This window comes from Mycobacterium sp. PS03-16, assembly GCF_004570325.1.
Classification (GTDB): domain Bacteria; phylum Actinomycetota; class Actinomycetes; order Mycobacteriales; family Mycobacteriaceae; genus Mycobacterium.
This window is the reverse complement of sequence record NZ_SPQO01000001.1, coordinates 57,081-75,497: the sequence shown is the minus strand read 5'-3', so window position 1 is coordinate 75,497 and position 18,417 is coordinate 57,081. Positions and strand designations below refer to the sequence as shown.

Sequence of the window (18,417 nt, the reverse complement as noted above, 5' to 3'; positions counted from 1 at the left end):
CGCAGACCGACGACTCAGCCCGCCAGGGCGGGTGCGGGAAAGTTTGACTCGACGGACGGCCATGTCAGACCGCGCCCCAGATACGTGCGAATGGTCGCACCGACACAGCGAGGTCAGGGTCGAGCCTTTCCAGCAGCCTCATTTGACCGACCTCGGGGTTACCGGCCACACCGAACGGCGCGTGTCGACGCGCGAACAACCGCGACGCCTGAATGAGCGTCGCCAGTTTGATGGTCGGCGGGATCTCGGGCCAACCGAACTGCGCGGTGACCTTCACGCCGTTTTCTGTTCTGTCCGGAATCACGCTGCTGTCGGCGTTGACGACCAGCGATGTCCACACCGAACCGTTCGCGACGGCGTTGATCGGTGCCGGAAGAACACCGGTGATTGTAGCGCCGGTGGCAAGGCCGGCGGATTCCACAACCAAACCGACAGTTGTGGCGAAGTCGTCGGTGGGGATCTCCCAACGACGACGATCTCGGTCGTATCGGGCGGTGTAGAACCGCACTTGGGGTGTGTCGAGTTGGCCGAACTGCCTGTCGCACGCCCGATCCACCGACCGTGACGCCGCTTCGATTGCCAGGGTCAATTCAGCGGTGTCGGTGGCCGCTGATTCGCCCATATATGCGGCGAGTTCTTCGGGGGTGGCGTACGGCGGCTGCCAACTCACTCGGTGGCCCGCTCTCGACCCTCGACCGCGCTATCGGTGGCCGTTTCGACACGGTTGTCTGACTCTGATTCGGGCGGATCGGTCTGACCGGCGCGGCGCGCGATTTCGGCGTTGACCTCGCGCAGACACGTTTCGAGATACGCCTTGTCTTGGGCCAGTTCAGCGATGGTGCGCTTGTCAGCCATGGTGAGCCTTTCGATTCGGTCCCTGACGGCAGCGGATCGGGGAAACGGTGGGTCCAACCCGCTGCCGCCAGGAAGATTCGTTACGCGGTTTCGTTGATCAGAACGCGATAGGCGTTGGTGTCTTGTGGGACGCCATCGGCGCGCGCCCACAGGGTGTACTCGACCTGGCCCTCATTGGCGCGCGAGTACGGATTGACGATCAGCGTCAGATCCTTCACGCGGCGGATGACGTATCCGCTTCGCAGATCACCGAACGCACCCCATCGCCCGGTGGTCGCGTCGGCATAGGTCGGCCATGCCTGATCGATGATCACCGGGTATCCCAGAAGCGTGGTGTTCGCCGGTCCCGAAGAGATGCCCTCGGCAGCCGGGTTGAGCAACGGTCGACCCGAACCATCCACCAGGCGTTCGATCTGGGCCAACGTCTGATCGTTGAAGGTCCACACCGCAGCCGCCCGGTAAGCCGGGTCGACCTGATGAACCGCGTCGACCAACTCGTCATAGGTAGGCGTGGCCGCATCGAAGGTGTCAACCGCGACCGTGGTTCCGGTGTCGATACCGAACGGCTCAGTCGTACCGTTACCGCTCACCCAATCGAGTGCCTGTCTGCGCCCGATGCGCTCACCGAGCTTGCGTTCCACCAACGCCTGGATATCGAATGCGCTGTCTTGCAACAGTTCCACCGATACGCGCAGCGGTAGATTGTTCGCACCCGGTGCGACGTACTTGAACGCGCCGAGTGTCTTCTCACCGAACACCAAGTCTGCTCCGCCCGATGCGGGTGCGGTGTTCTCCGGCGTAATCACACCGACGTTTGCGGTGTCGTCCAGCGTCGGCCAGCGCAGCGGCTCACCGCTGGTGGTGACGATCTCCTCGACTGCTGACGCCAGGCCTCCGAAGGCCTTGAGTCGTTCGGTCAGCTTCTGCCGCATCGTTTCGGGCACCAGGAATCCGCCAGCGGTATCGGGCGACGTGCCCTGTGCGCGCAGTTCGGTGATGTCTTGGTTTTCGCGACCGGTACGCAGATAGTGATCGAATGCGCGTTCCAGCGTGTCGTCACGGCGCACTGCGCCGGTGTGGACCACCGACGCGAGACCGCCCGGGACCGGCGTCGTATATGCCGCTTGGCGCGAGCGTATTTCGGCGCTGCGCTGAACGGTTCTGAGTTGGCCTTCGAGCGTTTCGTACCGCTTAATCTCGTCTTCCGAGAGCGGTCGACCTTCAGCGGCGTCGATGATGCTCTGTAGCGCAGCCAGGATCTCTTCGACGGTGACCGGAGGCGCGCCGGGATCGGTCTCGGCGGGATTCGGCTCACTGCCGAACAACGGCCCGACCGGCACGCCGTTGATCGTGAGTACGTCGTCGCGGCGGTCGATGAGTGCGGTGGCATTCATGGATTCTGGTTCCTTTCGAATGGAGCTATGGCGTTGTGTGACTGCGGTTTCGGTGGTCGAGCAGTTCATGTCAGCAGTATTCGATGTCGTGTCCGAATCAGTTGTGAGCGTGCTGATTCGGGCGTTGCCACAGTGGCTTTCACGCGGTCGAGACTCCGCAACATCACGGTGGCTCCGGTGTAAGCCGGGAAGGCGACCACCGACAGGTCGACCAGGCGAGCTACCGAGGTGTGGGTACGGACCTGCTGGCCTTCGACATGGCCCCACTCATCGGCACCGGGCACGAAGCCGAAGCTCGCGCCGGTCAGGTCACCGCGTGCGGCTAGCTCGCGCACGTCGCGCCCGTGGGTGGTGTCGGGTAGGTCGACCTCGAAAGGCAGCCCCTCCGAGTCGACCGACCACCGCAGCGTGCCGGAAGCCTGCCGCCCGAGCAGCTTGGACGGGTCGTGTTCGTAGAGTGCTCGTACGTCGGTCTTCGCATCGGTGCGTACGGCGTCGAATGCGCTGCGGCTCAACGCTTCCAGATGGCCGGGCAGCGTCGCGAACTGACCGAACACCGCCGCGTGTCCGACGAGTTTGTTGCCGCTGACTTCGGCGCGAAGTTCGACACCGAAACGGGTCTCATTCACGGTGTGCTCCATTGGTCGTCGGAGGCAGGACTAGCGGCGTCATGAATCCTGCCGCCAGGGCGGGTGGGTGGCGGGGGTCGCTGGCGACGCGCAGGGTTCCAGCGTCGGGTACGGTCCCGAAATCATCGGCGCTGCCGATGCTTTGCGTACCACCGTCAGATTCGCCGGCCGTATCGGTTCCGCTTGCGATGTTGCCTCCCGGTAGCGGCGGAAGGTTACGAATCTTGCGCGCTTCGTTGACCGTGAGCAAGCCGGATTCGACCTGCTGGATCAGAAGCGGGATCTCGATCTCGGGAGATGGCTGCACGAACGCGCTGTAGTCGAACTCGACTTTCCGATTGCCGGTCAGCAGTCGCGACAGCCGTTCCTGCACGCGTGTAGTCCACGGTTCCAGTGTGTATCGCGCGAATCCGCGGTTCTGTTCGGAAACTCCGGTTCCCCAACTGGTCTGCTTTTCGGTCTGCATCAATAGGTGCGGCGGAACACCATAAATCCGTGCGATTTCTTCGACTTGAAAGGCGCGCGATTGCAGGAATTGCGCGTCTTCAGCATTCATGCTCCACTGCGTGAATTTCAATTTGCGATTGATGACGGCGATATCGCCTGCATTGGCCGTGCCTTGCAGTCGGTTGCGTAGATCGTTTTTGATCGTCGTTGCTTCGTCGGCGGTCAGATCCTCTTCGGGGGTGACGATTCCCGAGACCATCGCACCGTTGGAGAACATCCGCGCGGCGGCGCGCTCACCCGCCAGCGACGTACCGAACATGTTTCGCGCAACCGCAATCGGTGACAGACCGACCACACCATCGGTGCTCAGTGCTGGGATGTGCGTCAACTGCGTTGCGTCGAGCAGTCGGCGAGTTCCATCGGAAAGCGCAACGGTGTAGAACCGTGTCCCCGTGCGCTCATCGATTTCGACACTGACCGCACTCGGATGGATCGGCAACAGTCCGACGATCTGGCCTGCGCCGCCGTAGATGTGGGCGCAGTAGGCGTTGCCGTGCAGCAGCAGATGAACGAGAACGCTTTCCTTCCATTCGAACGCTGTCGGCCCCGTCGGCCCGCCGGGCGTATCGAGAAAGGATCGTGCGCGGGTGGTGCTTCCATCGGCGTTGGTCACGATGGTTCGCATCGGCAGACTGGCGATAGTTCCGGCGATGAGCGAGACAGCACGGTAGACAGCGGCCAGTCCCAACACCGATTGCTCACCTACAGATTGACCGGTCAGATTGGGCGTGCCGAGACCGAACAGTTCAGCAATAGCGGGATCGGAGACCGACCAGCTCTGCGCGCGTTGCTGCTCGGCAGGACTCTTGCGCTGCCACCAGCGGGCCATCAGACCGTCTTTCCTTTTCCATCCCAAATCGCATTTCATATCGCTTCACGCGATTGCAATTCGAGAGTGATTATTCGACAACGTGGGCGCCAACTGCCATTTTTGGCCGTGTCACCTGTGGCACCGATATTCACGATATGCGAATGTGGTGACAGAGAAAAGGGAGACACGCGAAATGGCGACCGCTGGAAATGCACGCTCGAAATTCGGCAGCCTGGAACCCGGTCCCTGGTATGACTGGCCCGAGACCGATCCCGCCGAACGGGCCATCAGATTCATCGAGACGTACTGCCGCGCGCCGAAAGGCTACGGCTTCGGGCAACCGCTGCGGCTAGCCCCGTTCCAGCAGGAATGGATCGCTGACAGCCTCGCCCCCGGCGTCCGGCAGAGCGTGCTTCAAACGCCGCGTGGACAGGGCAAGTCAACCAAGCTCGCCGCCCTGGCGGTCTGGGCCACGTTCGACATCAATGACACCGGTGAGCCGCAGGTACCGATCATGGCGACCACGGTCGGCCAGGCGCAGCGGTCGGTGTTCGATGTCGCCGCGAAGATGGTTGATGCAGAACCACTGCTGTCGCAGCGTTCGATCACCTACACCGCAATCGGATCAACACGTATCGCTGTGGGCTACAACGGCGGGACGTGCTTTCCCATCGCCAACGATCCTGACGGGTTGCAAGGTCTCGATCCCACACTGGCAATCGTCGACGAGATCGGCTTCCAACCGCTGGAAAGCTGGACGGCAATGGTTCTAGCCTCCGGTAAACGTTCACGGTCACTGGTGTGCGGCGTCGGCACCCCTGGTCTGGATCGCGAACGATCAGCGTTGTGGCATCTGCGTTCGGCCTATCTCGACGGACGCACACCACCAGGCTTTGCGTTCACCGAATACAGCGCGCCAGAGACCTGCGACGTGCGAGACCGAAACGCCTGGCATAAGGCGTGCCCTGCGCTGGCTGCCGGGTATCAGGCTATCGACGCGCTGGAAACGGCTGTGGAAATGAGCCCTGAATCGCACTTCCGCGTGTTTCACCTCGGACAGTGGCGTGACGGAATCGATTCCTGGCTGGGATCAGACGGCCGGCGGATCTGGGACACGCTCGCCAATCCATACCGGTTGCGTGACGGCGCGCCGACATGGGTGGGTCTAGACGTCGGACTCAAACGTGACTCGACGGCGCTGATCATCGCCCAACGTCGCCCCACCGGCCAGCTTCACACCCAAGCCAAGATCTGGATGCCGACCGCTGACGGCGCTATCGATGTCAGCGACATCATGGCTTTCATTCGGGAACTCGACACCCGATACGAACTGGTAGAGGTCGCCTTCGATCCGAGACTGTTCGAGCTTCCCGCGCAGCAACTGGCTGACGAGGGCATACCGATGGTCGAGTTCCCGCAGACTCTAGAACGCTGCACCCCGGCGTTCGGAAACCTGTACGAAGCGATCAAACGCCGAGAGCTATCCCACGACGGCGATCCCACTTACGCCCAACAGATTCTCAACGCCGTGGTCCGATCCAACGAACGCGGATTCACGCTGGCTAAGCAGAAGTCGCGCGGCAAGATCGACTGCGCGTACGCGTTGATGATGGCGTTCGACCGCGCCCAAGTGAAACCGAAGGCGCGTTCGCCGCTTATTGTGCTCTAGCGCCGATGTATCCGACGCTCGCGGAAGGACCAGCCCGTGGAGCCCGGTAACCGAGAACACGCGTCAGTGCGCGATACAGCGCCCGCAATCGGCCAGTCTGAGCCGAGATCGGCCACAATCCGCCGAAACGCCGCCGTTGTAAGCAAAAGGAACCGGGGATGGCGGGGCGATGGGATGTCAAGTGTCCGAACTTTTCACGGTTTCGGAGTGCTGATCTGAGCGCCTTTTGACGAGTTGCACGGAACGCAGGCCGGTTGGAGGTTCGAACGGTGATGCGTTCCGCCTGCGGCGAGCGGAGTCTTGTGGTCCCACGTCGTCGCCCACCCGGTGCAGACACCCGCGATCCGCAACGCGCACCGTAGGCCTATCGGTTTGCGAATCGCGCGATACTCCGAGTCGTTTCGGGCGACCCGATTCGGGCGACCGTCTCGCACCCGGTCGTATGCCCGGTCGAATGCGCGTTGATGGTCGCGGCACCGATTCCGCTTGACCGACTGGCGTGCCGAAACAGCAGTCGTTTCGACGTAGTTCGGACATCCCGGCTCAACACACGGCTTACGCACACTCGACATGACGCGCTCAACCACGCACCGTCATCCGGTAGCTGTCCGACCGGACGAACCGTGACCCTTTGTGCTTAGCCGCGGATGTCAACTCCGCTGTGCCACGGAATTTCTGAGACACCTCGGTCAGAGTCAGCCCGCCAGGCAGCGCGACCGTTGGCATAACCTGAATCGATCCGCCGACCCACTGGCCCTGAGACCGGAGATCGAACGCAATGCGAAAGTGATCGGACACTGCGTCGGCCAGCTTCTCGACCGGTAAGGGATTCACACCGGTCGCGCGGAACGTGAATGCCACGTCCCACTGACGTAACGCTTCGTTGCGGCCGGTCACGGTGAGCACACACAAGGTGTCGGGTACGTCGGCTTGTGCGAACTGGATGGCTGGCAGCGCGGGATCGTCGCGGTAGTCACCCACGGCTGACCACTGGGCCAGGCCCACACCGGCCAGATAGCCCGCGAGCGCTGTCAGGAACGCTTCAGTGTCCATCGACCCCACCTGACCCGTGATCGTCGCTGTGTGCGGCGCTCAGCGCCGCCTTCGCCGCCTTCTTGCGGGCGTGCGCGTCGGAGAACGCCAGCCGACACTCTTCGCACCGGCAGCCGTAATTGTTGTAGCCGTTGACCGTTCCGTGGCGGGGATCATCGGCAGCGAGTTGTCCTGCGCGCCGTTCGGCGGCCTGCCGTGCGCGTTGCGCTGGCCCCTCCGTGCGGTCGTGTTCGGTGTCGGCCAGCAGTCGACGCACCAGACCGCCCCAGTCGGTGTGGCCGAACCACGACAGGCGACTCAGATCGGCCACGGCGTCGAGCAGATCGTCAGTGGTGGAGACGCGTTCTGCCCACATACGGAAGTACGGGTTGATCGTCGCGGTCGCTTCCGGCGCGCACGCCTTGTGGGCGACCGACCAGCCGGCCTTGCCGCCGTCCTCAGCCCCAGGTGGTCGATGACCCATGGCGACCGCCTGAGCGTCCCGCAGATCGACGTAGGCGAATCCTGCGCCCACACCCCGCACCGGGCGTTCGCACCGCTCACAGATCAGCGTGAGCGCCCTCGGTTCAGCCGCTTGCTTGGTGGTGCGTGCTTGACGCTGGCGCGGTCGTGTGTCGGCCTGATCGTCGGTGACGGACACCAGGGCGGCGGCCGAGGTCGTTTCGACGCTCATCGTTCAAGTGTTCCCTAGATTCGTTGACGCGGCGACCGGCGCGTCGGCGTGTCTTCGGTTTGGACGCAGCGCGATTCGCCAGCGATTCGCTGTTTGCTGTCGCGACCTCCCTTCGGGCAAATCAGGCTGTACACCCTGTACACCCTGTACGTCGGTTCCGGAATCCAGTTTCTGACGCATATACGGCCTATGAATAAATCCATCTATCCTGGTCTTTTGCATTTCGGCCTAACCCATTGATGCACGGTCGTGTACAGGGTGTACAGCCTGTACAGGGTGCCCGGCAAACCTTCGGCGGTCATTTGCTGGCTGTGTCGTCGCGCAGCGTCAGGACGAAGCCATCGGGACCGTGGTTGTCTGATCTCGCCTTCTCAATCCGTTGTGCTTCAACGAGATACGTTTCGGCGTCGTCATAGTGTTCGCGGTCTCGATACGCGACCTTAGTCCGTAGTTCCGCACGCGCTGCACTGCCGTCGAACTTCGTTCGGAGTATGCGCACGATGTTTTCCGAAACACGATGGATTGCGCGCTCTGCTCTCGTCTGTTCTGCTACGTCCGCGCGTTCACCTTCGAATCGGCCCCGCGCTTCGTTCTCCTCGGAACGCTGCGCTTGCAACTTTTCGATCACTTGCTTTCGCGTGCGGTCTGAAACCGCCATGACAGTCCCGGCACGCTCCCAGTCCGATTCGGTGATCGTCTTGCGTCGGCCTTCCAGCGCCATCAGCGCTGCGGCAACCTTGAGCCGAACCAACAACTTGTGACCGTCAAGCGGATTCACCGACCGATCGCCGCGAGCTACGGCACGACGTGTCGCCTTGATCTGATCGCGTGCCGAATCGGGAATCGCGAGTACATCGAAATCAGCGGGATCAGCCACGTCGCCAAGCTGACCGTTACGAATGAGGTCGACATCGCCGACCAGATTCGCCATTGGATTCGCTCGCTCCCAGCGACCGAGATCGAGTACGGGCGGTTCATCCGGTTCGGAATCTGGCATGTCGGGATCATCAGACGGCAACCAAAGGAACCGTTGCGGTGTACCGCCGTCAGCGTCATCGAACAGCGCACGGGATCGGTTGGGTTGCACGCCCATGACCAGACATAGCCGATATCGGTTGGCGTGCAACACGATTTGCTTGTCTTCGCCTGCGTAGTCGGTGCCGATGCGTTCGCCTGACCAGCCTTCACGAAGCGTGCTCATGATCGTTGCACCACCCCTGGCAGCACTTGCGGTCAGCGTATCGACTTCGGGTAGCTTCGCCAGCACCGACCATTGCTTACCGACTTGAGTCCACCCGCCGTTGTTCGGCATTTTGGTTCGATATGCGAAGCACTTCGCCAATCCCTCTCCGCTACCCGGTTTGCAGGGCTGATAATCGGGCTCGATTTTGACCCAGTTTCCAGCGGCGGACATGGACACCGATTTCGTGTCGCCGCTGCGACCGACAAGAGCGACGAAAATATTCAGGCTCGCGTGGCTTCCAATGGTCGGGGGCAACACGACGTGCGGCGGGATGTGAGCTACGACGCGAGCCAGCACGTTGCCGAGCATGGCCCACGGTCCCACCATGCGCGCGCGGGCGAACTGGTGGAGGTCTCGCAACTGATCTGATGACTCCCAGAACTCCATTTCGATTGATTTGCAATGCTTCTCGCCGGTTGGCACCGTGATACCTGCCTTGCTCGGAAACGCGATCACGTTGTCGGTGTGTCTGGTGCCGTACAGCCGTCGCGCTTCGGCGTCGATATCGGCCAGAGTGCGACTACTCGCATAGCCGACACCGTTACCAATCAACCGCCCGAATTCGTGCCCACCCATGTGCGCCTCGAAGCTCTCACCGCGAGCGGTGTACGAATCGATGGCGGCGACCTTTATCCGTTCGACGGCATCGGCCAGCGGGTAGAAACCCAATCGCGATTCACAGGCCGCGATCCGTAGCGCGTTGAGCGTCCGGCTTCGGGTACCCGAACGCGCACGGCGTATCGAGCCGGTCAGGTTGTCGAGTGCTTTCGGTCGCTCACACCCCGTCCAGTCGGCCAGGGCAGCGCTCACGGCTGCGTCGGCGGCAGCCAGACCGCCGCGTGCCGTCAGGGTGCCCAGTGGGCGCAGGTAGGCGCGTGCGGCCTCTGGCAGCGGTGGGAACGGCTCACCGGCGTCATTGGCCCGCCATTGATACTCCCCGCCCTGGTGTGACTTCGGGTGCGGTGACGGGTCGACCAGGATCACGCTGTTACCGCTGCGCACGTCGCCAACCGTTCTGCCATCGGAGAGCTTCAGGTCTCCCGATGTGAACACTTCGGTCCCCGTGTGGAACACGTAATGCCCGCGTACACCGATCCCGCCCCGTGACGATTGGAACCGACCGGCATCGAGCCATTCCAGTTCGCTTGGCAATGTCTCGGCATCGATGTCCAGATCGAACGCGGTTATCCCGCTCGCCCCGGTATGGATGGCGATTCCGGCGTCAGGGTGCGCCGTCCACCAGTCGCAAACCGTCTTCGCCTCGCGGCTCGACTTCGACGGCCAGTTGCTGCCCACGATGGAACCGGGATGCTTGCCGATGGCGACCGGCAGCACGGATAGACCGGCTTCGATGTAGAGCGCTGCGGCCATACCGATATCGCCCGGCGAGACGACAGAAATGTCAGGCACATAACCGCTTTCGCGACCGGAAACGTCCAATGCGTTTGGTAAGCTGTTCATAGATCGTCCTGCGAGATTCGGTCTGTGCGCCCCGGTCAGGTTCTACCGTTTGCCCTGACCGGGGCGATTGCATTGTGAGGGTCGGCGTGTGTCCGCTGTTGGCGCTCAGTCTTCTTTCGATTCGCCGGCCTGCGGCACGAACTCAACTGCCATCAGCGTTTCCGATAGCTCAGCAATCGTCGGATTGCGACCGAACGTCGCGCGGAACTCATCGATCACCGAACGCACGTAACCGGTGTCCCAACGGTATTCGGCCTGGTCGACCTGAGCCATGCCCACCGAGCCGAAACCGTCGTCGTTCGACTCGATCACTCCGCACCGGGTTGAATCGATTCCGAGAAGCAACGCGTTCCAGCACCAGTCGCAGGCTCGACACAGCACGACCGTCCCGCCCCGGTCGAACGGCACCGTATGGAAGTGCTCAGCGACGTAGTTTCGTCGCCCGCTCGCACCGTTGACCGACGCGTACAGATTGGCGACTTCGCGATGCCGGTCGACGCACGTCCCGAAGTCGGCACCATCGAGCAGCCGCACGTCGCAATGCAGATCTTCGGCGATCAGTTCGGCCACTACTTCGGCGGTCTGCAAGTCGTCACCGATCCACAAGTCGCCAGGGCGACTGGTGGCGAGAATGGTGAGCGCCGCGCCGCCCGCCTGGCCGTGAACGACGGCGGTAGCAGGTTCGAAGCGTTCTAGAAACGCATGGGGGATCGGGCGCGTTCGTGGGTCGGCACCGACGATGAACGGCAACACCCGTGTCGGACCACCGGTCAGATTCGCGGCGCTGGCTTCGGTTCGACGTTCGTTGTCTTCGAAGCGCTGCACCAGGTGGGCGATTTCGGCTGGCGGCTCATACATGGAGGACATAGGACGTTCCCTTTCAGACTGAGTTATGGGTTTGGCGCGGCGTTCGGCACGGTCTCAGTAGTTCTGCCAACCGTGTCCGTTGTTCGTCCGTGAGTGGGGGCGCTTGAGCTAGAACACGAGCGATGTACGCGTCGATAGCGGACAGATTCGCCGGATTCCCGCCGCGCTTAATCACGCTGCACCGCCACAGTCCGGATTGACGGGTTTCACGAAGTCGCGAACATCTGCGGGATCGAACTTGTAAAGACCACCGATCCGATAGGCGCGTAGTGATCCACGCGCAACCGCGTTTCGGACGTTACGAACCGGAACGCCGAGGTACTGAGCGGCCTGCTGAGTCGACCAGTAATCGGCCGGCCGAGTTGAGGTGTCGTTTCCAGACATGAAAAGCCAATCTGTTCTAGCCTTCGATTTCGAGGCATGTCGAATAGATCGGCTGAAACAGAACAGCCATGCCGGAGTCTATGGGTGGGTGAACTCGGAAAAAACCCCTTCTACCTTCCACGTTAGGCCATTGAGTCATTTCAGGCAATGGCGACATGCGGGGCGGCGGAACGGCTATTCCCAACGCCAAAGATAATGGTTCTTGGAAACTAATAGTTTCGGATTATGGGAAACGATTCGCCATCATTTCCAGTGAATTCGTACCCGTTCGGGATCGAAGCGGTCTCCGCTTTTCGGCCTGTAACCCTTGCCGACCGGTGCGACGGTGAACTCCACGAGAACATCAATCACCGCGCGTAGCCGATCCGGCGACAACTGCGAAAGCTTCTCGTTGACTTCGGGCGTTCCCAACGGCAACCCGTCGAACACCCGCAGTCGGTCCGCATCAGCCATCCGGCGTTCGATGTCGGCCAGTTTCTGCGCGACGCGTTCTTTTCGCGCGGCCAAGCGACGACCGTCGATGATGCCCTCGTCGTACTCGGATTCGGCGGCGCGGATCTGCGCGTAAAGCGACTGCTTCTCGTCGTGGATTCGTTTCGCCTCTTCGGGATCGAAGGCGCTATCGCGCAGCAGGTCTGCGGCGTCGGTTCTGGCAAGTCGACCGGCCACTACGCCGTACACCAACGGCTCGACGTGTTCTGCGCGTACCGATACACCACGGCACTTCTTACAGCCATACGTGATCGAATGCGCCTTCGGCCCGCCCTGGTGGGATTGCATAACCCATTGGCCTGATAGGTAGCCGTCGCAACTAGGCTTGCCGCATTGCAGAACGCCGGTCAGCAGGTGCTTTCGCACGCTCTTGCGCCCTGGCGCGCGTCCCGGCGCTGTCAGCACGGTTTGCACCGCGCGCCATGTTTCCTCATCAACCAGCGCAGGCCATGTCCCTTTCACGCCGTCGAGAATCTGACCGTTGTGCGACCGCAGCGCCGCATTGCGGGGAGATCGTAAAAACAGACTCAGTGTGGATGCCGTCCACGGCTTGCCGTTGAGCCCGAAGGCGCTTTCGGCGTTGAGCATTCTTGCGCCATCGGTGATCGATCCGCCAGCCAGCACGTGCGCGTAGACGCGCTTGACCAGCGGGGCGATTACTGGATCGGGAATCGGTCCCGACTCGGTGTCTTGGTATCCGAAGGCTTTGCGCCATTGAGGGCGACCGCTTTCGGCCTTCTGCTGAGCGGCGCGCAACTGTCGCGCGCGCTTGTGTTCGATTTCGTGGGCCGCAACGCTGCCTTTGAGCCGTGCGGTCAACCGTCCCTGGGCCGTCGACAGGTCGATATCGCCCGAAACGGTCGCCAGGGCGGTGCGGTGTTCGTCGGCGGCCGCCATGAACGCTTCGAGTTCGATGGGACGGCGGTGAAGGCGGTCCAAATCCCACGCGACAACCGCACCGATTCGGCCTTCGGTGATATCGGTCAGCATCCGTTCGTATGCGGGGCGACGCTTTCGGCTGCTGGCGCTGATGTCGTTGTCGACGTACTCGACGGGCGTCCAGCCGTGCTTTTCGCACAGTGCCAAGCAGTCCTCACGTTGCCTTGCTACACCGAGTTGCTGGCCGGTGGGGTCGGAACTGATCCGAAGGTATACGGCGGCGTCCATGAATAAAGCGTACTCCGGCCAGTAGCTGTCACCACCTGCTCAAAACCTTCTACACCGGACCCACCGGCTGGCACGACCACCAACTGCCCGACGGCACCGTCATCTGGACCTCACCCACCGGCCGCACCCACACCACCACCCCCGCCGGCGCCCTCTACTTCCCCCACCTCGCCCACCCCAGCAACGACCTCCCCCCACCCGAGCACCCGACCACCCACACAGCGCTCAGCCCCGAGCGGGGCCTGGCCATGCCCACCCGCCGACGCACCCGCGCCGAGGACCGCGCCTACCGCATCACCTGGGAACGCAACCGCAACCACACCCACCACGACGCCAACCCACCACCGTTCTGACGTCGACGCCGGTCGGCCAGACTCGGCTCCGCTTCCCGGCGGAGCCGAGTACCGGCATGCACCCTCGCGATCGGCACACCGTGTGACCCTGTCGCCGGGCGCGGGCAGGCATGATGGGCGAATGCGCCGTCAGATCACCACCGTCGAAGACCTGCGGGCCATCGTCGGTGAGCCGAACGACTTCGTCGCCAACAAGGTCGCGCCGCGGTTGTCGTCGCTACACCAGGACTGGCTGCGCGCATCGCCGCTGGCGTTCGTCGCGACCACCGACGCGCAGGGAAACGTCGACGTGTCGCCGAAGGGTGATCCGCCCGGCTTCGTGCACATCATCGACGCACACACCATCGCGATCCCCGAACGGCCGGGCAACAAGCGCGTCGACGGCTACCTCAACGTGCTCGAGCGGCCCGGTGTCGGCACGCTGTTCGTCATCCCGGGCCGCGGGGACACGCTGCGGATCAACGGCCGCGGCCAGATCCTCGCCGACGCCGACTATTTCGACGCGATGGCGGTCAAGGGCAAGCGCCCCATCCTGGCGCTGGAGATCGCCGTCGAGGAAGTGTTCTTCCACTGCGCCAAGGCATTTCTGCGCTCCGACGCCTGGCAGCCGGAGACGTGGGATCCCACCGCGGTGCCGAGCGTCGCGCAGATGGCCAAGAGCTTCAAGCCGACACTCACCGACGAAGAACTCGACGCCTACTACACCGAGGCGAACCAGCGCTCGATGCTGTACTGACCGGAACCGTCAGCCGCCGATCTCCAGGATCGCGAGCAGTCCGAGCACCACGGTGACGACCGCCAGCGCACCGTGTCCGAGCACCACCGGCATCGGGAAGGACCGCTCAGGCGCATCGTGGAGCGCCGACGCCTGCCCTCCGACGCGCTGGGCCTGGGCGCGGTGCACCGGCAACCAGCGCAGCACCATCACGACACCCAACGCGGCGACCGGTACGAGAAGAGCCAGCCCCACCCACCCGATCGGATGATTGTCGGTGAACACGTACACGATCCACAACACCAGGCCGAGGGCCGCCAGGGCGAAGTGGCCGAACACCACCGCCGGCGGCAGCTGAGTTCTGGTGGTGTCGCGGTGGCCGCCGCCGCCCACCCACTTGGCGAGCATGAAGGCGCCGCCACCGGCGGTCAGAATCCACGCGATCAATGACGCGATAGCCATGGCTTTCCTCCCTGTGCGGGTCGCTCCACTCCCCTGAATCCGTCAGCCTGCGTCGACTCGTCGGCGACGCGGACGCCGTATCGATACGAGAGCATTCCCCCCAGATAGCCCGAGATCCCGAGCACCGCGAAGGCCCCCACGGACAGCGCCAACTGCCCCAGACCCACCGACGACTGCTGGGGATAGTCGGCATGCCGCCAGGCGAATCCGACGATGTAGAGGGCCGTGACGGTGAGGTTGAGCGCCATGTGCAGCAGGCCGATCCGATGCGCCCGGGTGCCCGAGGGAATCGCGATCAGGTCGAGGAAGCCGATCGTCGCGGCCGCCAGCGCGCCGAGCACGCCGATCGCGATGAGCCACTCCGCGCCGCGGGCGAGGAACGCCGGTTCGCCGACGATGTGGGACGCGACGTCGAAGACCAGGCTTGCCGCCCACGCGCCGATGGGCACGGTGACCAGGATCGGGTGGAACGGGTGGCCGTATGGACCGGCCAACATCGCGGTGACAGGCTGCTTGGCCCGCTCGGTTCGCGTGTTCACGGACGCCTCCCACAACACCGTGGTTTGGATAATCAATTTTGGTCTTATTCGGCTCGACCGGTCAAGACTCCATTTCGACCAGCTTTGTTAGCGATATCCTGTCCGGCGTGGAACACGGCGGCCGAAGCGCACACGTCGGAGCGATCCGGGCGGTCGCGGCGCTCGGAGACGATGTCCGCCGGCGGCTGTACGACTTCGCGCGCGCCGAGCGCCGCCCCGTGAGCCGCGACGAAGCGGCCTCGGCGGTCGGCATCTCGCGCAAGCTGGCTGCCTTCCACCTGGACAAGCTCGTCGAGGCCGGTCTGCTGCACTTCCGGTTCCTGCAGGCAGCAGAGGCCCGAGTCGGTCGGCCACCGAAGATGTACGCCCCCACCGACAACGACATCACGGTGAGCATCCCGGCGCGCAGACCTGAGTTGCTCGCCGACATCCTGGCCCATGCGGTGCTCACCGGCGACGAGCCGGCGTCGGTGCGCGCTGCCGCGGCACGAGTGGCCCACCAGCGTGGCGTGGCCGCCACCTCACAAACCGCCCGCACGCGGGGCGGGCGTATCGGCGCCGAGCGCGCCATGCGCCTGACCGAGGAAGCGCTCGCGGACTACGGGTTCGAGCCCTACCGCGACGGCGCGTGTACCCGGCTGCGCAACTGTCCCTTCCACCCACTGGCCCGCGACCTGCCCGAGCTGGTGTGCCGGCTCAACCAGGACTTCGTGCGCGGAGTGCTCGACGGCCTCGGCAGTACGACCGTCGAGGCCGTCCTGTCACCCGCCGCCGGGGAATGCTGCGTCGAGATCCGTCCGACGCGCTGACGGACACGCCGCTACCACGGGAAGTCACCCCCCGCGGGCCACGATCACCGGCATCCGCGCCGACTGCACGACCTCCGCGCTCACCGAGCCCAGCATCATGCCGGCGAACCCGCCGCGGCCGTGACTGCCCACGACCAGCAGCTGCGCGGACTCCGACTGCGCCAGCAGTTGTCGCGCCGGCCGGTCGCGCACCAGCACCTTGCGCACCGTGACGTCGGGGTACTGCTCGGCGTACCCGGCGAGGCACTCGGCGACGATGCGCCGGCCCCGGTCGGTGTGGTCCACCCAGGCGATGTCGGGGAACTCGTAATCCAGGTCGTTCCAGGCGTGCACCGCGACCAGGTCCACACCGCGGCGCGACGCCTCCTCGAACGCGACCGCGATCGCCTTCTCGGCGGCCTCCGAACCGTCCACACCGACCGCCACGGGCGCCTGGTCGGGGTGATCCATCAGGGGATCCTGATCATGGATCACCGCCACCGGACAGTGTGCGTGGTGCACCACCCCGGTGCTGACGGACCCCAACAGCCGCTTACCCCACGCGCCGAGACCCCGGCTGCCGACCACCACCAGATCGGCGTCCTTGCTCATGTCCACCAGCACCGCGGTCGCGTGGCCTTCGACGATCTTCTGCTCGATGGTCAGCGCGCGGTCGGCGCCCGCCGCGGCCCGCTCGGCGATCCGGCGCGCATCGGCGAGGTCGCGCTCGCTGCGCTGCTGCTGCCAGCGCATGTACTCCGGCGGGGCAGGCACCTCGACCCACATCTGGATGTCGCTGGGCGCCACCACCCGCACCATGGTCAGCGCAACCCCGCGCAGCGCCGCGTCCCGGGCCGCCCAGTTCACCGCCACCTTGCCGGCGGGGGAACCGTCGACCCCGACGACCACGCCGTGAAGCGTTGTGTTCGAAGACATGTCAACTCCTGGGCTCGATCCGGCACTCACGACGCTATGGGGGCGAACACCGGATCGTCCCGAGGAGTTGGTCATCGCCGCCAGGGACCAAGGTCCCTAACGGCCGGCTCAACCCTCCGCTGCGGTCCAGGCGTAAGGCAGGAACTTGCCGTCGAACGTCACGACCACGCGGTCACCGGCCGGGTGCGCTTTGCGCTCGATGTCGATGCTGAAGTTGATCGCGCTCATGATGCCGTCACCGAACTGTTCATGGATCAGTTCCTTGAGCGCCGGGCCGTACACCTGCAGGGCCTCGTAGAACCGGTAGATCGTCGGGTCGGTGGGCACGGCCGTCGGCAGACCCCCGCGCATCGGCACCGCCGCCAGCACCGGCAGCACCGACTCGTCGAGGCCGAGCAGGTCGACGAGCACCTTGCCGGCCTCGACCGGCACCGGATGCTGACCGAGCAGCGCCGACACCGTCCACACCACCGGTCTGTCGACGGCGTCGGCCAATTCCTGCCACGTCAGCCCCTTGGCCAGCCGCGCCGCGACGATCTGCGCGGTGATCTCCTCGCGGGTCATGCGTTGGCCTGCGCGGGGATCTTGAACTCCTGCGGCTCGGACGGCCGGTTCCACTCCGCGCCGGTGCGGGCGTGGGTGGCGTACAGCGTCAGCCCGACGAAGGCCAGCCCGCCTACGAGATTGCCGACCACGGTGGGGATTTCGTTCCAGATCAGGTAGTCCATGATGGAGAAGTCACCACCGAGCATGAGCCCCGACGGGAACAGGAACATGTTGACGATCGAGTGCTCGAAACCCATGTAGAAGAACAGCATGATGGGCATCCACATCGCGATCACCTTGCCCGACACCGACGTCGACATCATCGCGGCCACCACACCGGTGGAGACCATCCAGTTGCACAGCACAGCGCGGACGAACAGCGTGAGCATTCCGGCCGCGCCGTGTTCGGCGTAGCCGACGGTACGGCTGTGCCCGATCTCACCGAGCCGCTGCCCGACCTCGCTCGGGTCCACCGAGAAGCCGTAGGTGAAGATCACCGCCATCATCAGCGCGACGGTGATCGCACCGGCGAAGTTGCCGAGGAACACCAGGCCCCAGTTGCGCAGCATCGACCGCAACGTCACACCGCGCCGCTTGTCGATCAGCGCCAGCGGCACCAGCGTGAAGACGCCGGTGAGCAGGTCGAAACCCAGCAGGTACAGCAGGCAGAACCCGACCGGGAACAACACCGCCCCGATCAGCGCGTTGCCGGTCTGCACGGTGACGGTCACCGCGAACGCCGCGGCCAGCGCGAGGATCGCACCGGCCATGTACGCGCGGATGACGGTGTCGCGGGTGGACATGAACGCTTTGGATTCGCCGGCATCGATCATCTTGGTGACGAACTGCGGCGGATTCACGTAGGACATGGGC

The 18,417-nt window shown here is 64.0% G+C and carries 20 protein-coding genes and 1 pseudogene; 3 read left to right on the top strand and 18 right to left on the bottom strand.

Going from position 1 to position 18,417, the window contains the following annotated elements:
• Positions 1 to 64 precede the first annotated feature (64 nt).
• From E4P42_RS00450 to E4P42_RS00430, 5 genes are all read right to left on the bottom strand, one after another.
• Positions 65 to 622, bottom strand: coding sequence for a hypothetical protein (locus E4P42_RS00450; protein ID WP_245233821.1), 558 nt, complete (start codon positions 620 to 622; stop codon positions 65 to 67).
• Positions 623 to 666: 44 nt separating this feature from the next.
• On the bottom strand, positions 667 to 855 hold the full coding sequence (locus tag E4P42_RS00445; RefSeq protein WP_135122385.1) for a hypothetical protein: 189 nt from the start codon (positions 853 to 855) through the stop codon (positions 667 to 669).
• An 80-nt stretch (positions 856 to 935) separates the two neighbouring features.
• Complete coding sequence (locus E4P42_RS00440) at positions 936 to 2,249, bottom strand: phage major capsid protein (protein WP_135122384.1); 1,314 nt, start codon at positions 2,247 to 2,249, stop codon at positions 936 to 938.
• A 65-nt stretch (positions 2,250 to 2,314) separates the two neighbouring features.
• On the bottom strand, positions 2,315 to 2,878 hold the full coding sequence (locus tag E4P42_RS00435; protein WP_167759295.1) for an HK97 family phage prohead protease: 564 nt from the start codon (positions 2,876 to 2,878) through the stop codon (positions 2,315 to 2,317).
• Positions 2,871 to 4,214: a phage portal protein gene (locus E4P42_RS00430; RefSeq protein WP_135122382.1), complete on the bottom strand. Its 1,344-nt coding sequence runs from the start codon at positions 4,212 to 4,214 to the stop codon at positions 2,871 to 2,873. The genes E4P42_RS00435 and E4P42_RS00430 overlap by 8 nt, the downstream gene beginning before the upstream one ends.
• 175 nt (positions 4,215 to 4,389) lie before the next feature.
• On the opposite strand from E4P42_RS00430, the gene E4P42_RS00425 reads away from it, so the two are divergent.
• Positions 4,390 to 5,865: a terminase TerL endonuclease subunit gene (locus E4P42_RS00425; protein WP_135122381.1), complete on the top strand. Its 1,476-nt coding sequence runs from the start codon at positions 4,390 to 4,392 to the stop codon at positions 5,863 to 5,865.
• A 194-nt stretch (positions 5,866 to 6,059) separates the two neighbouring features.
• On the opposite strand, the gene E4P42_RS27650 is transcribed toward E4P42_RS00425, so the two are convergent.
• From E4P42_RS27650 to E4P42_RS00390, 8 genes and pseudogenes are all read right to left on the bottom strand, one after another.
• Positions 6,060 to 6,437, bottom strand: coding sequence for an HNH endonuclease (locus tag E4P42_RS27650; protein ID WP_371286969.1), 378 nt, complete (start codon positions 6,435 to 6,437; stop codon positions 6,060 to 6,062).
• Between the two features lie 7 nt (positions 6,438 to 6,444).
• Positions 6,445 to 6,918 (bottom strand): hypothetical protein, encoded by a 474-nt coding sequence (locus E4P42_RS00415; RefSeq protein WP_135122379.1) that lies wholly within the window; start codon positions 6,916 to 6,918, stop codon positions 6,445 to 6,447.
• Positions 6,908 to 7,591, bottom strand: coding sequence for a hypothetical protein (locus E4P42_RS00410; RefSeq protein ID WP_135122378.1), 684 nt, complete (start codon positions 7,589 to 7,591; stop codon positions 6,908 to 6,910). Before E4P42_RS00410 ends, E4P42_RS00415 begins: the two co-directional genes overlap by 11 nt.
• A 298-nt stretch (positions 7,592 to 7,889) precedes the next feature.
• A complete protein-coding gene (locus E4P42_RS00405; protein ID WP_135122377.1) occupies positions 7,890 to 10,295 on the bottom strand; it encodes a bifunctional DNA primase/polymerase in 2,406 nt (801 codons plus the stop codon).
• Between the two features lie 105 nt (positions 10,296 to 10,400).
• A complete protein-coding gene (locus E4P42_RS00400) occupies positions 10,401 to 11,162 on the bottom strand; it encodes a hypothetical protein (RefSeq protein ID WP_135122376.1) in 762 nt (253 codons plus the stop codon).
• A gap of 13 nt (positions 11,163 to 11,175) precedes the next feature.
• A pseudogene (locus tag E4P42_RS27270) lies at positions 11,176 to 11,289 on the bottom strand (hypothetical protein); the annotation flags it as partial.
• A 44-nt stretch (positions 11,290 to 11,333) separates the two neighbouring features.
• Entirely contained in the window at positions 11,334 to 11,546 is a 213-nt protein-coding gene (locus E4P42_RS27645; RefSeq protein WP_135122375.1) for a helix-turn-helix domain-containing protein, read from the bottom strand.
• Positions 11,547 to 11,789: 243 nt separating this feature from the next.
• Complete coding sequence (locus E4P42_RS00390) at positions 11,790 to 13,205, bottom strand: recombinase family protein (RefSeq protein ID WP_135122374.1); 1,416 nt, start codon at positions 13,203 to 13,205, stop codon at positions 11,790 to 11,792.
• 474 nt (positions 13,206 to 13,679) lie between these two features.
• Here E4P42_RS00390 and E4P42_RS00380 point away from each other — a divergent pair, with 474 nt between their 5' ends.
• Entirely contained in the window at positions 13,680 to 14,294 is a 615-nt protein-coding gene (locus E4P42_RS00380) for a pyridoxamine 5'-phosphate oxidase family protein (RefSeq protein WP_135122372.1), read from the top strand.
• A gap of 9 nt (positions 14,295 to 14,303) precedes the next feature.
• Here the strand turns inward: E4P42_RS00380 and E4P42_RS00375 are convergent, their stop codons facing one another.
• Positions 14,304 to 14,735 (bottom strand): hypothetical protein, encoded by a 432-nt coding sequence (locus E4P42_RS00375; RefSeq protein ID WP_135122371.1) that lies wholly within the window; start codon positions 14,733 to 14,735, stop codon positions 14,304 to 14,306.
• Positions 14,717 to 15,274, bottom strand: coding sequence for a DUF2231 domain-containing protein (locus E4P42_RS00370; RefSeq protein ID WP_245233820.1), 558 nt, complete (start codon positions 15,272 to 15,274; stop codon positions 14,717 to 14,719). The genes E4P42_RS00375 and E4P42_RS00370 overlap by 19 nt, the downstream gene beginning before the upstream one ends.
• Before the next feature lie 107 nt (positions 15,275 to 15,381).
• Between E4P42_RS00370 and E4P42_RS00365 the strand changes: the two genes are divergently transcribed.
• Entirely contained in the window at positions 15,382 to 16,083 is a 702-nt protein-coding gene (locus E4P42_RS00365; RefSeq protein ID WP_135122370.1) for a metalloregulator ArsR/SmtB family transcription factor, read from the top strand.
• A gap of 24 nt (positions 16,084 to 16,107) precedes the next feature.
• Here the strand turns inward: E4P42_RS00365 and E4P42_RS00360 are convergent, their stop codons facing one another.
• The 3 genes from E4P42_RS00360 to E4P42_RS00350 all read right to left on the bottom strand — a co-directional run bounded on the left by E4P42_RS00360 (position 16,108) and on the right by E4P42_RS00350 (position 18,413).
• Entirely contained in the window at positions 16,108 to 16,998 is an 891-nt protein-coding gene (locus E4P42_RS00360; RefSeq protein ID WP_135122369.1) for a universal stress protein, read from the bottom strand.
• Between the two features lie 108 nt (positions 16,999 to 17,106).
• On the bottom strand, positions 17,107 to 17,562 hold the full coding sequence (cynS, locus tag E4P42_RS00355; RefSeq protein WP_135122368.1) for a cyanase: 456 nt from the start codon (positions 17,560 to 17,562) through the stop codon (positions 17,107 to 17,109).
• Positions 17,559 to 18,413, bottom strand: a complete 855-nt coding sequence (locus tag E4P42_RS00350; RefSeq protein WP_135122367.1) for a formate/nitrite transporter family protein — start codon at positions 18,411 to 18,413, stop codon at positions 17,559 to 17,561. Before E4P42_RS00350 ends, cynS begins: the two co-directional genes overlap by 4 nt.
• Between the last annotated feature and the right edge of the window lie 4 nt (positions 18,414 to 18,417).